The organism is Baekduia sp., assembly GCF_035685985.1.
Taxonomy (GTDB): Bacteria; Actinomycetota; Thermoleophilia; order Solirubrobacterales; family Solirubrobacteraceae; genus Baekduia.
Map to the genome: position 1 here is coordinate 108612 of NZ_DASRZV010000037.1, position 13238 is coordinate 121849.

Annotated in this window: 12 protein-coding genes; 1 reads left to right on the forward strand and 11 read right to left on the reverse strand. The window is 72.7% G+C overall.

Translation table 11 applies throughout. From position 1 onward, the window contains the following. Positions 1-8: 8 nt before the first annotated feature. Genes VFG42_RS25405 through VFG42_RS25425 form a run of 5 tightly spaced genes read right to left on the reverse strand, consistent with a single transcriptional unit; the run spans position 9 to position 4737 of the window. Entirely contained in the window at positions 9-1136 is a 1128-nt protein-coding gene (locus tag VFG42_RS25405) for an LLM class flavin-dependent oxidoreductase (protein ID WP_324911641.1), read from the reverse strand. 6 nt (positions 1137-1142) lie between these two features. Next, positions 1143-2123, reverse strand: a complete 981-nt coding sequence (locus VFG42_RS25410) for an ABC transporter substrate-binding protein (protein ID WP_324911642.1) — start codon at positions 2121-2123, stop codon at positions 1143-1145. Positions 2124-2128: 5 nt separating this feature from the next. After that, entirely contained in the window at positions 2129-3169 is a 1041-nt protein-coding gene (locus VFG42_RS25415) for an NrtA/SsuA/CpmA family ABC transporter substrate-binding protein (RefSeq protein WP_324911643.1), read from the reverse strand. Continuing rightward, the gene (locus VFG42_RS25420; RefSeq protein ID WP_324911644.1) at positions 3166-3888 is read right to left on the reverse strand and encodes an ABC transporter ATP-binding protein; all 723 of its coding nucleotides are present in this window, start codon (positions 3886-3888) and stop codon (positions 3166-3168) included. Before VFG42_RS25420 ends, VFG42_RS25415 begins: the two co-directional genes overlap by 4 nt. Before the next feature lie 6 nt (positions 3889-3894). Then, positions 3895-4737: an ABC transporter permease gene (locus VFG42_RS25425; protein WP_324911645.1), complete on the reverse strand. Its 843-nt coding sequence runs from the start codon at positions 4735-4737 to the stop codon at positions 3895-3897. A gap of 140 nt (positions 4738-4877) precedes the next feature. On the opposite strand from VFG42_RS25425, the gene VFG42_RS25430 reads away from it, so the two are divergent. Further along, positions 4878-5342, forward strand: coding sequence for a MarR family winged helix-turn-helix transcriptional regulator (locus tag VFG42_RS25430; RefSeq protein ID WP_324911646.1), 465 nt, complete (start codon positions 4878-4880; stop codon positions 5340-5342). On the opposite strand, the gene VFG42_RS25435 is transcribed toward VFG42_RS25430, so the two are convergent. From VFG42_RS25435 to VFG42_RS25460, 6 genes are all read right to left on the reverse strand, one after another. Next, positions 5339-5719, reverse strand: coding sequence for a VOC family protein (locus tag VFG42_RS25435; RefSeq protein ID WP_324911647.1), 381 nt, complete (start codon positions 5717-5719; stop codon positions 5339-5341). The two genes, VFG42_RS25430 and VFG42_RS25435, sit on opposite strands and share 4 nt — an antisense overlap. 30 nt (positions 5720-5749) lie before the next feature. Next, complete coding sequence (locus tag VFG42_RS25440; RefSeq protein WP_324911648.1) at positions 5750-6109, reverse strand: VOC family protein; 360 nt, start codon at positions 6107-6109, stop codon at positions 5750-5752. Positions 6110-6225: 116 nt separating this feature from the next. After that, positions 6226-7566, reverse strand: a complete 1341-nt coding sequence (locus VFG42_RS25445) for an MFS transporter (RefSeq protein ID WP_324911649.1) — start codon at positions 7564-7566, stop codon at positions 6226-6228. Beyond that, entirely contained in the window at positions 7556-10585 is a 3030-nt protein-coding gene (locus tag VFG42_RS25450) for a putative bifunctional diguanylate cyclase/phosphodiesterase (RefSeq protein WP_324911650.1), read from the reverse strand. Before VFG42_RS25450 ends, VFG42_RS25445 begins: the two co-directional genes overlap by 11 nt. Next, entirely contained in the window at positions 10582-11832 is a 1251-nt protein-coding gene (locus tag VFG42_RS25455) for a pyridoxal phosphate-dependent aminotransferase family protein (protein WP_324911651.1), read from the reverse strand. Before VFG42_RS25455 ends, VFG42_RS25450 begins: the two co-directional genes overlap by 4 nt. Positions 11833-12003: 171 nt before the next feature. Next, the gene (locus VFG42_RS25460) at positions 12004-13137 is read right to left on the reverse strand and encodes a 5-methyltetrahydropteroyltriglutamate--homocysteine S-methyltransferase (protein WP_324911652.1); all 1134 of its coding nucleotides are present in this window, start codon (positions 13135-13137) and stop codon (positions 12004-12006) included. Positions 13138-13238: the final 101 nt, after the last annotated feature.

Genomic DNA, 13238 nt, shown 5'->3' on the forward strand with positions numbered 1-13238 from the left:
ACGGCGGTTCAGCCCGCGGTGACGGGCACGTCGACGATCGCCTGGTGGTCGCGCGCCCGCACGGCCGCCTCGGGACGCACGCCGAGCTTCGGCAGCACGGTCTCCGAGACCCGGTAGGCCTCCTCCAGCAGCGGGTTGCCGCTCAAGATGAAGGTGTCGACCCCGAGCGCCTCGAACTCCTGGATCCGCTCCACGACCTGCTCGGTGGAGCCGACCAGCGCGGTGCCCGGGCCGGGGCGCAAGAGGCTCATCCCCGGCCAGACGTTGGGGTAGACCTCGAGGTCCTTGGCGCGATCGGGGACCTGGCCCTGGTGATTGGCGAACTGCCGCTGCATCCCGACGCTGTCGCTACCCGCGTTGGACTTCGCCATGCGGTCGTAGGTGGCCCGCGACGTCGCGCGCAGGATCCGGTCGACGTGGTCCCAGGCCTCCCGCTCGGTGTCGCGGACGACCAGGTGCAGGCGCATGCCGAAGCTGACCGTGCGCTCGTGCTCCTCGGCCAGCTCGTTCAGCCGCGCGATCTTCTCGGCGACCTGGGCCGGCGGCTCGCCCCACGACAGGTAGCGGTCGATGTGCTGGGCGGCCATCCGCAGCCCGGCCTCGCTGGAGCCGCCGAACCACAGCGGGACGTGCGGCTTCTGGACGACCGGCAGGCCGAAGCTCGACCCCGCGCCGCGGACCGAGAAGTGGCGGCCCTCGAAGTCCACGGTCTCGCCGGCGGTCAGGCGCCGGAAGATCTCCCAGTACTCGCCGGCCAGCGCGTAGCGCTCGTCGTGCTCGACGTCGAGGCCGTACTGGCGCAGCGTCCGCGTCTCGCCGTTGACCACGTTGATCCGCAGGCGGCCGTCGAAGAGGTCGTCGAAGGTCAGCGCCATCTTGGCCAGCAGCGTCGGCGAGATCAGCCCCGGGTGGACGGCCAGCAGCGGCCGCAGCTTCTTCGTGTGGGCGGCGAGCGCGCTGCCCAGCACCCAGACGTCGTGGATGTCGGTGGCCAGCAGCGCGCCGCTGAAGCCGAGCCGGTCCACGCCGGTCGCCAGGTGCTTGAGGTAGTCGAAGTCGACCGCGCGGGTTCCCTCCGGCTCCCACGGGTAGGCGCCGTCGCGAGGGATGATGTACCACAAGTAGTCCGAGGCCATGATGTTCTAGATCAGCTCCTTCGTGCGGCGCTCCCGAGCCGCGTCCAAGATGGTGTGGTCGGCCCAGGCCGCCACGTCGACGTCGGCCTCCAGGAAGCCGTTGGCGTACAGGAAGTCCTTCTGGCGCCCCAGCAGCGCCAGGCGCTCGTCGCCGAGGTCGAGGTGCAGCGAGCGGTGGAAGTCGTCGCGGTAGGCGCCGGCCACGTAGGTGGCGTCGGCGTAGGTCTCGCGCGCCAGCGCGCCCGCGACCTCGTCGGGGTGCTCCGCCGCCCAGTCGGCGGCCCGCAGCAGCGTGGCGACGAAGGCCACCACGTCGTCGGGCCGCTCCTCCAGCAGCCGGGCGTGGACGGTGATCGGGCGCGGCGTGCCGTTGTTGACGCGGGTCGTGCGATCGGGCACGTCGTCGAGGTCGATCCCGACGACCAGGCCCGCGCGGGCGGCGGCCTCCAGGCCGGGCGCGCCCTTGACGTAGGCGGCGTCCGCGCGCCCCGCCGCCACCGCGTCGACCTCGGGCGCGAAGCCGTCGGGCCCACGGCCGTCCGGCGCGGACTCGACGTCCACCAGCGCGACCGCGCCCAGCGTCTCGCCCTCCAGCGCCAGCGCGCCGGCGAAGCCCGCCAGGGCCATCGCGCGCCAGAAGTCGATCCGCTCCGCCGGCCGCCGCGGCACCGCGACCCGGAGGCCGGCCAGCGAGATCCGGTCCCCACCCGCCCCGTCCTCCGGCCGCACCACGATCGCCTGGCGCTCGTCGATCCACGTCAGCCCGATCAGCCGCGTGTCCGCGCCACGTGAGCGCGCCCACAGCGCCGGGACGTTGCCGCCCTCGCGGATCAGCGACGTCAGCTCGTGGGTGAAGTGCTCGGCGCGCAGCGCGGTGGAGACCGCGCCGTCCTGCAGCGACCGCGCGTCCGCGGGCAGCCAGCCCAGCCCGGCGGCGATCCCGGTCGCCGTCGGGACCGGGCAGCGGGTGTAGAACAGCTCGGCCACCTCCGTCAGCCTCCGAGCGTCGTCGCGTCGACGGTGAACGTCGCCGGGTCGAGCTTGGTCGGGATGACCTTCTGGGCGGCGAAGAACGCCGAGACGTCGCCGAAGCGCCGCTGGAACGTCGCGTCGATCTTGGCGACCGGGTCCTGGTCGCGGTAGTTGTCGGCCAGGATCGCCGCCGCCTTGTCGTCCAACTTGATCGCGCCGGTGTTCTCCTGGGCGACCGCGCCCTCCGGGTCGGCGTGCTCCTCCTGGGAGTGGCGGACCTGGTTCTCGTACAGCGCCTTGACCGTCGCCGGGTGCGCCTTCAGGAACGTGTCGGAGATCACCCAGATCGTGTCGTTCTCGGAGCCGACCTGGTCGCCGTCGGCCAGCAGCCGCGCGCCCTTGGCCTTGGCGGTGGCCACGAAATCGCCCCACGCGGCCCACGCGTCGACCTTGCCGGAGGAGAACGCGGTCGCGCCGTCGGCGGCGCCCAGGTACACGCGCTCGACCTTGGCCGGGTCGACGCCGTTCTTCTCCAGGGCCTTCAACAACAGGTACTCACCGGTGCCCTTGGGGTTGACCGCGACCTTCTTGCCCACCAGGTCGGCGACGCTCTTGATGTTGGGGTCCTTGACCAGGATCCCCTCCGACTTGGCGTTGTCGAGCTGCGCGGCGTAGATCTTGAAGCTCGGCTTCTGGGCCAGCGCGCCGACCGCGGAGGAGATCGACCCCTGCGCGGCGTCCAGCGCGCCCGCGTTGATCGCCTCGGCGGCGGGCGCGAAGGCCGGGAACTGGCCGGTGAACTGGACCTTGGCGCCGACCTTGGCGAGGTCCTTGGCCAGCGACCCGTCGTTCTTGGCCGCGGCGGTCGGGCCGGTCGTGCCGATCAGCGCGATGCGGACCGTGCCTCCGCCGCCCGCGACGGCGCCCGCGCCGCTCGCGGACGACGCGGCGGTCGCGGCGCCGTCGTCGCCGCTGCCGCAGGCCGTCGTCGTCAGGGCGGCGGCGGCGAGCACGCTCGCGGTCAGCGCGAGCGTGCGGGTTCGGTGGCGCGAGAACGTCATGCGGGGATCCTTGTTGGGGTGGTTGACTCGTGAACGCCCAGTTGGGCGAGGAGGTCGGCGCGCAGCCGCTCGAACCAGGGGTCCGTGCGGTCGCGCGGATGGTCGGCGTCGATGCGCTCGTGGTGGGCGATGCGGCCGTCGGCCATGACGATCACCCGGTCGGCGAGCAGCAGCGCCTCGTCGACGTCGTGGGTGACCAGCAGGACCGCCGGGCGGTGCGCGCGCCAGAGGTCGCCGACCAAGGCGTGCATCTTGATCCGGGTCAGCGCGTCGAGCGCGGCGAAGGGCTCGTCGAGCAGCAGCAGGCGCGGCTCGCGCACCAGCGCGCGGGCCAGCGCGACGCGCTGGGCCTCGCCGCCCGACAGCGTCAGCGGCCAGGCGCCGGCGTGGGCCTCCAGGCCGACCTCGCGCAGCGCGTCGCGGGCCCGGTCCTGGGCGCCCGAGAGCCCGAGCGTCACGTTGTCCAGTACGCGCTTCCAGGGCAGCAGGCGCGGCTCCTGGAAGACGACGGCGGGACGGCCCGGCGCCTGCACGGTCCCGGCCGTGGCGGGGTCCAGGCCGGCGAGGACGCGCAGGAGCGTGGTCTTGCCGCAGCCGGTCTGGCCGAGCAGCGCCACGAACTCGCCGTCGGCGACGTCGAGGTCCAGGTCGCGCAGGACCGTGCGCTCGCCGTAGGCGCGGCGCAGGCCGCGGACGGTCACCGAGTTGTTGGTGGTCATGGTCGCCTACGCCCCGCGATAGGTCCGGCGCCAGGCGAGCAGGCGGCGTTCGAGGGAGCGGGCGATCAGGTCGCCGGTGAGGCCCAGCGCGGCGTAGATCCCGATGCACACCAGCACGATGTCCGCGCGCAGGAACTCGCGCGCCTGGCCGAGGATGAACCCGATGCCGCTGGAGGCGTTGAGCTGCTCGGCGGCGACGAGCGCGACGACCGAGATCGCCAGCGACTGGCGCAGCGCGACGAGCGCGGGCTGCGCGGCCGACGGCAGGATCACGTGCCGGATCAGCGCGGGCTTGGAGAGCCCGAAGACCTTGGCGGCCTCGACGAGCTTGATGTCCGTGTTGCGGATCGCGCCGTAGACGTTCAGGTACATCGGGAACGCCGCGCCGAAGGCGATGATGAGGATCTTGGGCAGCTCGCCGATCCCGAACCACACGATGAACAGCGGGACGACCGCCGTGAACGGGACGGCCTGCAGCATCTGGACGGGCGCGTCGACGAGGTCCTCCCCCAGCCGCCAGAGGCCGGAGACGGCACCGAGCGTGGCGCCGACCGAGACCCCGAGCGCCGCGCCGAGCGCGGCGCGCCGGATCGACGTGCCGACCTGGCCGATCAGGTCACCGTCCTTGACCAGGTCCCGGAACGTGGCGACGACCGTGCTGGGCGACGGCAGCACGTTGGGCTCGAAGAGGCCGAGCACGGCGGTGCTCAGCTCCCAGAGGACGAGGATCAGCAGGACGCCGCTGCCGCGGCGGGCGAGCCCCAGCAGCGAGCGGCGCGAGGGCGTGCGCGGGCGGCGGCGCCGGGCGACGGCGGCGGGCGCGATGGGTACGGGCGTGACGGCGGACATGGAGGAAGGGCGGAGGCCGATGTAAACTCGACAAAGTCAGTCGAGATTAAAGACATTGATAGCAGATCGATGGCTGCTGTCAATCATCGGTAGATGCCGATGATCTGCGGGCGACCACCGTCCGGTAGGCTCGCCGCGCGATGACCAGCCGCCGCCTGACGCCCGAGACGCGGTTCACCCAGCCGGGCTTCCTGTTGAACAAGGTGGGCTTCGTGGCGCGCCGGTGGATCGCCGACGCGCTCGCGCCGCTGGGGCTCAACGGGCGCGAGGCGGAGATCCTGCTGCGGCTGCGGGCGACCGGTCCACTCAGCCAGCGGCAGCTGATCGACCAGCTCGCGGTCGACCCCAGCAACCTGGTGACGATGCTCAACCGGCTGGAGGCGGCCGGCCTGCTGGAGCGCACGCGCGACGCGGCCGACCGCCGCCGTCACATCGTCTCGATCACCGCCGCGGGCCGCGCCAAGCGCGACGCGGTCGACGCGGCGGTGCGCTCCGCCGAGGAGCGCCTGTTGTCCGGGTTGACGGGCCCCGAGCGCACGACCCTCCAGCGGCTGCTGCTGAAGGTCGACGAGCGCACCGGCCCGGCGTGGGCCGACGAGGACTAGGGCCGGTCGGGCTTGATCACCGACAGGATGTTGCCCGCCGGATCGGTGAACCAGGCGATGTCCGGGCCGTTGCCGCGCATCACGCCGTCGTCGTCCTGGGGCATGCCGTCGTAGCGGATGACCTCGACGCCGCGCTCGGCCAGCTCGCGGACCGCCGCGCCGACGTCCTCGACCGGGAAGTTGAGGATCGTGTAGGTCGCCGGGACGTGGTCGGGCTTGGGGTAGACGATCGTCGGCCGGGCGCCGCCGTCGAGGTGCAGCGTGAGCAGCCCGTGGTCGTTGGTGACGCGGAGGCCGAGCGTCTCGCCGTAGAACGCCTCGGCCGCGTCGACGTCGGGCACCGCGAAGCCGCTGAAGGCCTTGCTGTCGGAGAACATGTCAGCTGGGACGGCTCGCGCCGCCCGCGCTCATCGGTCCCGGTGCGTCAGCACGTTGACCACCGCGCCCGAGGCCGGCTCGCGCACGAAGAACCGCCGCACGCCCCACGGCTCGTCGGTCAGCGGGTGCACGATCTCGTGGCCGGCGGCCTGGGCGGCCGCGTAGGCGGCGTCGACGTCGTCGACCTCGACCGAGACGTGCGGCGCGACCGGCGCCGACGCGTCGTGGCTGAGGAACGTCAGCTGCGCGCCGAGGTTCCCCGGCGCGGCGTAGGTGACGACCCAGCCCTGGTCCATCACCGGCTCCAGGCCCAGCACGTCCTCGCAGAACGCCTTGGCCTGCCCGGGCTCGGGCGCCTGCAGGTTGGGCACGACGCGGCGAACGCCCATCAGCCGCGGCTCCCGCCGCCGAAGACGCGCACCAGACCGGAACTCACGACGACAACGGCGGGCATGGCAAGACCCTAACGACTCCCACCCCGCCGACCGATGGCGCCTTGGTGTCGTCATAGAACACGAAGACGCCATCGGTTCCGGAGCGGACGCCTGGACGGTCCGCTCGCGCGGTCGTCGAGCGTGCGCATGCCCGGCACGAAGAGGGCGGCGAAGGTGACGAGGGCGCCGAGGAGGCCGGCGGCGATCAGGGTCGTCCGCGCGCCGATGGCGCCGGAGACCGGGCCGGTGAGCGCGAAGGAGAGCGGGAGCAGGCCGACGGAGATGAGCCAGTCCAGCGACGAGACGCGGCCCAGCAGCGCCGCCGGGACGTGGCGCTGCTTGGTCGTCGCCCAGACGATCGTGCCCGCGGTCTCCAGCCCGTTGAACAGCGCGCTCGCGAGCATGAGCTGCCAGATCGCGGTCGCCGCGCCGTAGCCGGCGACGGCCACGGTCGCCAGCGTCCAGGCCAGCAGCATCCACGTGATCCCGCGGCGCGGCAGGCCGAAGCGGCCGAGCGCGACCGCGCAGGCCATCGAGGCCAGGCCGCCGGCGGCGAACACCAGCCCGAGGTCGAACGCGCTGCCGCCCATCCCCTCCTTGACGATCCACGGCAGCAGGACCTCGACCGGCCCCATGAAGAGCAGGTAGGCGACCGCGGCGGACGCGAACGTCGCCCACAGCCACGCGTGGGAGCGCACGAAGCGCCAGCCGGTGCGCAGGTCCGCCAACAACGACCCGCCCTCGGCGCGCGCGCGATCGCCGCGCGCGGGCGACATCATCAACACGGTCCCGGCGGCCATCAGGAACGTCGCGCAGTCCAGCAGGAAGACCCCGCCCGCGCCGGCGACGCCGACCAGGACGCCGCCCAGCGCCGGGCCGGCCAGCCGCAGCGCCAGCGGCCGCACGAGCTGGTCCAGCGCGTTGGCCTGCGTGAGGCGCTCGCCCGCCAGGATCTCGGGCACCAGCGCGTCGAAGGCCGGCGCGTGGAACGCGCTGCCGGTCCCGTACAGCGCGCTCAGCACGACCACGTGCCACAGCGCGAGCTGCCCGCCGATCGCCAGCCCGGCCAGCAAGGCCACCGACAACGCCCGCAGCAGGTCGGCGCCGACCAGCAGCCACCGGCGCTCCAGCCGGTCGCTGGCCACGCCGCCGATCAGCAGGAACGCGATCGTCGGGACCGTCATCGCGATGCCGACCAGCGACATGCCGGTCGGCCCGCCGCCGGCCATGGCGTACACCTGCCAGGCCAAGGCCACCAAGAACGCGCCGTCGCCCAGCAGCGACGCGGTCGCGCCCGTCCACAGCAGGCGGAAGTCGCGCTCGCGCAGCGGCGTCAGGAGCGAGCCGCCGTCCCGGCCGGCGCCGGCCGGTCCGGCGCCGAGGCCGTCCAGGCCCTCGTAACTATGGTGCATCGTCGCCCGCGGGCACGCCGGCGGGAGGTGTCCCGGCGGCGCCCTGGGCGAGGAACGTGCGCGCCGACTCGGCGTCCATCGGCTTGGCGAAGTAGAAGCCCTGCCCGAGGTCGCACCCGAGCGCGCGCAGCGTGTTCCACTGCTCCCGCAGCTCGATGCCCTCGGCGACGACCTCCAGCGACAGCGTCGACCCGAGCGCCACGACCGCGTTGGCCAGGTCGGTCGCCTGCGGCGACGCGCCGTCGCGCAGGAACGACCGGTCCATCTTCAGCACGTCGACCGGGAACCGCGACAGGTAGGACAGCGACGAGTAGCCCGTGCCGAAGTCGTCCAGCGCGAGCTTGACGCCCAGGCCCTTCAGGTCGGCCAGCCGCTGCACGGCCAGGTCGGTGTCGGCCATCAGCACGCTCTCGGTGATCTCCAGCGTCAGCCGCCGCGGCTCCAGCCCGGACTCCTCCAGCGCGTCGCGCACGTCGGCCACCACGTCGGAGTGCTGCAGCTGCTTCAACGACAGGTTGATCGCCAGCGACGCCGGCTTGTCGCCCGGCAGGCCGTCCAGCAGGCGCCGCCCCTCGCGGCAGCCCTGGCGCAGGACCCAGCGGCCGATCGGCACGATCAGCCCGGTCTCCTCGGCCAGCGGGATGAACTGGTCGGGCCCGACCATCCCCCGCTCCGGGTGGTTCCAGCGCAGCAGCGCCTCGACGCCGGACACCGTGCCGTCCTCCAGTCGGACGACCGGCTGGTAGTAGAGCTCGAGCTGGCCCTCGGCCAGCGCGCGCTGCAGGTCGGTGCGCAGCTCCAGGCGCTGCAGGACGCCCTCGTGCATCTCGGGCTCGAACAGCCGGTAGCCGCCCTTGCCGTCGCGCTTGGCGATGTACATCGCCGCGTCGGCGTCGCGGATCAACTCGTCGGCGTCGGAGGTTCCGTCCTCGGCCGCGATCGCGATGCCCAGCGAGCAGCGCAGCGCGACCTCCTTGTGCGCCGCGGTCAGCGGCGCGCCGATGGCCTCCATGATGCGCTCGGCCGCGTCGGCCGCCTCCTGGACGCCCTCGATGTCCTCCAGCAGCACGGCGAACTCGTCGCCGCCGAACCGCGCCGCGGTGTCGCTGGCGCGGATGCTCAGCGCCAGGCGCTGGGCGACCTGGGTCAGGACCTCGTCGCCGGCCGCGTGGCCGAGCGAGTCGTTGATGATCTTGAAGTCGTCGAGGTCGATGAAGACGATCCCGAGCCCGCGGTGCTCGCGCCGCGACCGGGCGATCGCGTGGCGCACGCGCTCCACGAACAGCGCCCGGTTCGGCAGGCCGGTGACCGGGTCGTGGAAGGCCTGGTGGGCGAGCTGGCGCTCGAAGGCCTTGCGCTCGCTGACGTCGCGCGAGTTCAACACGATCCCGCCCACGGCCGGGTCGTGCGTCAAGTTGGTGAACAGCACCTCGAACTGCCGGGTGGTGCCGTCCTTGTGGGTCAGCGTGGTCTCCAGCGTCTGCGACGCCACCGGCGCGGTGGCGCCGTCGGCGATCAACCGCAACAACCTGGACCCCTCGCCCTGCTCCATCAGGTCGTCGATGCGCCGCCCGACGACCTCCTCGGGCGCCCAGCCGAGGACCCGCTCGATCGCCGGCGACTGGTAGGCGATCGTCGCGTCCGACGCGAGCACCGTGATGAGGTCGCTGGAGTGCTGCACCAGCGAGGCGAAGCGCGCCTCGCTCTGGCGGCGCACCAGCTCCTCGGTGAGCGCCGCGCGCTCGAAGGCGAGCACGACCTGCGTGCCCAAGGCGTTCAGGATCTCGCGCACCGCGCGCTCGGCCACCGCGGGCCCCGACGCGATCAGCACCGACGCCGCGCCCTCGCGCGGCGCCAGGTCGACGACCACGGCGTCGTGCCGGGTCAACGCCAGGCGGTCGACCGACGTGAAGCGCTCGGCGTCGCGCAGCTCGACCGCCGTGCCCGCGCCCGCCAGCTCGCGCGCCGCGGTGACCGCGACCGCCTCCAGCTCCTCGCGGGTGCCGGCGGCGACCAGCGCCGCGCCGGCGCGGGCCAGCGCGCGCTCGCGCTCCATCGAGCGCTCCTGGTGGCGCATCAGCCCGCGCATGCGGACGACGACCAGCCCGAACAGCACGATCGCGGCACCGGTGACGACCGCCATGTCCCAGTCGCGGCGGTGGAAGTCGTGCAGCAGCTCGACGGCCGGGGCGATCAGCGACGCGACGGTCAGCAGCGCCAGCCGCGTCCGCGTCAGCACCGAGCGGGCCGGGCGGCCGTGGTCGAGGATCCGCATCGACGGGTGCAGCGCCGCCGTGCCCCACAGCACGTAGAAGCCGTCCCAGCCGAGGTCGAGCCACAGCTGGTTGTTGTAGGTGCCGTGCAGCAGCTTGATGCCGTAGACGAAGTCGGTGAGCAGCAGCAGGACGATCGCCGAGGCCATCAGGTGGAAGGCCATGCCGCGCTTGCCGCCGTCGAGCGCCAGGCGCAGCGCGGCGGCCAGCAGCAACACGTCGCCGAACGGGTAGGCGATCGACACCAGCTTGGCCAGCGTGCCGAGCTCGTCGACGTGCAGGTTGGGCGCCATCAGCACGATCCACTGCGGGACCGCCAGGCCGATGGTCAAGATCATGGCGTCGGTCGCGCCGCGGTCGGTCGAGCGCTCGGCGCGCCGCCGGACGAGCAGCAGCAACCCCACCATCAACGCCGGGTAGACCGCGATGTAGGACGCGTCGCCGATCGACGGGAACGGCGTGACCTCGTTGCCCGTGATCTTCGGGTAGCTGTAGGTGTAGAGGTCGCCGAGCCAGAAGAGCAGGAACCCGAGGGCGAACCACAGCCACGGGGCCTTGGTCTCCGGCTTGTGCAGCTTGATCGCCGCGAGGATGCCGACGACCGGCGCGAAGCCGATGGCCGACATCACGTAGAAGTCGCCCTTCAGCGGCGGCACCGCGAGGTGCAGCAGCGACAGGACGAGGCCGAACGCCAGGAAGCCGGCCCACGCCCAGCGACGCAGCCCTCCTCCTCGCTCGATGGTCATGCGGCGCTCCTGGTGGGCGTGGGCAGCTCGCCGGCCGGGCGCAGCACGCCGCGGCCCGCCAGCTCCTCCAGCGCGCCGAGCAGCGTGTCGACCTCGGCGTCGGTGTTGGCCGCGGTCAGCTGGACGCGGAACCCGACCTCGTCCTTGGGGACCAGCGGGTAGGCGGCGAGCGTCACGTAGACGCCGCGCTCGAAGAGGAAGCGCCCGACGGAGTCGATCTGCTCGTGGTCGCGCAGCGGGATCTCGACGATCGGCAGCCCGGAGCGGTTGGGCGTGTGGATGTCCAGGCGCTCCAGGCCTTCGAGCGTCCGGCGCGTCAGGCGCCGCAGCTCGTCGCGCAGCGCGTCCCCGCGCTCGCGGTTGACCTTCAGCCCGGCCAGCACCGTGGCCAGCGACGCGACCGGCGAGGGGCCGGAGTAGAGATACGGCGGCGCCGCGACCTTCAGCAGGTCCTTGACCGGCGTCGGGCAGGCGATGAACGCCAGCAGCGAGCTGTAGGACTTGGAGAACCCGCCGACGAGGATCAGGTTGTCGTAGGACTCGCCGAAGTGGCGGACGATCGAGTTGCCCTTCGACCCGTAGGGGTTGGCGATCCCCGCCCCGCGCTCGCCGATGACGCCGAAGCCGTGCGCGTCGTCGACGTACAGCAGCGCGCCGTGCCTGCGCGCGACCTCGGCGAAGGCCGGGAGGTCCGGCGGGTTGCCGGTCATCGAGTTCACGCCGTCCATGCAGACCAGGCGCGTGGGGTCGCGCTCGGCGCCCAGCAGCTCGTCGAGGTGGTCGGGGTCCTCGAAGCGGAAGCGGCGCACCGCGGCGCCCCGGGCGCGGGCGGCCTGGCAGCCGTCGTAGATCGTCTTGTGCGCGCGGGCGTCGAGGAAGATCGTGCCCGAGGCGGCCAGCAGCGGGATCACCGACAGGTGGATGTGGGTGATCGTCGGCAGGACCAGCGTGTCCTCGCAGCCCAGCAGCTCGGTCAGCTCGGTCTCGATCCGCTCGTAGAGCACCGGCGAGCCGAGCAGGCGCGACCAGCTCGGGTGCGTGCCCCACGCGTCGAGGTAGGCCGGGACCGCGTCGATGATCTCGCGGTCGAGGTCGAAGCCCAGGTAGTTGCACGACGCGAAGTCGGCGAGCCACTGGTCGCCGACGCGGATCATGCGGCCGTCGATCTCGTCGATGACGGCGTCGACCATCGGGTGCGAGGCCTTCAGCTCGGCGAGGTCGCGGCAGCTCTCCAGCCAGTGGTCCAACCACGGTCGCCGGGCGACGGGGCTCGCGCCGGTGGACGGAACGACGGGGGATGTCGACGGAGGACGCATGCTCGGTCCCGTGATCGTCGGCTGCATCCCCTGTTTGAGGGATGTCCAGGAAAGTGGACATCTTTCTGCAGGTTTGCTGCGTGAAGGCTGCGCAGCGCCGCGTCAGGCGCCCCAGACGTCCTCCGCGACCTCGACCACGCGGCGCAGCTTGGCGACCTCCTGCTCATAGGTGAGGGCGTTGCCCTCGACGGTGGAGGAGAAGCCGCACTGCGGCGACAGGCAGAGCTGGTCGACGTCCACGAACCGCGACGCCTCCTCGATGCGGCGCTTGAGCTCGTCGGCGCTCTCCAGCTCGCCGCGCTTGGTCGTCACCAGGCCGAGGACGACGACCTTGCCCTTGGGGACGAAGCGCAGCGGTTCGAAGCCGCCGCTGCGCGCGTCGTCCCACTCCATGAAGAACCCGTCGACCTCCAGCTGGTCGAACAGCGCCTCGGCGACGAAGTCGTAGCCGCCCTCGGCCACCCACGAGGAGCGGAAGTTGCCGCGGCACATGTGCGTGGTGACGCTCATGCCCTCGGGCCGCGCCGCCAGGGCCTCGTTGATGTGCTTGATGTAGGCCTCGTGCTGGTGCTCGGCGTCGCCGCCGATCGCGGCGACGTGCTTGCGCTGCTCGGGGTCGTTGAGGTAGGCCAGCGAGGTGTCGTCGAACTGCAGGTACGTGCAGCCCGCGTCGCCCAGGCGCCGGACCTGCTCGGCGTAGGCCGCGGTCAGGTCGCCCCAGAAGGCCTCCATGTCGGGGTAGACCGACGCGTCGATCGACGCGCGCCCGCCGCGGTAGTGGACCATCGACGGCGACGGGATCGTGAGCTTCGGCGTCAGCCCGGGCGCGAGCTGCGCCGCGGTCTGGCGCAGGAACGCGAAGGCGTCGCCGAAGATCGTCTCCGACACGCCGAGGCGGCCGTCGATGCGCATCGCCGCCGGCGTGAACTCGATGTCGCCCTCGGCGTTGTGGAACCGGACCTTCAGGTCGCCCGGCGCCTTGGTGACGCCGTCCAGCTCGTAGATGAAGTCCATGTGCCACGACGCGCGGCGGAACTCGCCGTCGGTGACGCTGCGCAGGCCGACCTCCTTCTGCATCGCGACGACGTCGCGGATCGCGTCGTCCTCGCGCGCCCGCAGCTCGGCGTCGTCGATCCGGCCGGCGGCGTGCTCGGCGCGGGCGTCGAGCAGCGCGGGCGGGCGCAGCAGGCTCCCGACGTGGTCGGCGCGGAACGGAGGCGATGTGCGCTGGGCCATGACCGCCTTCCTACCCCACCCGACCTGGTGGGACGCGCTCGTCCGAGCGGGCGCGTTCGCGCTCCAGCCCGGGGCCCGCGCGGCCGACCATGCGGATGAGC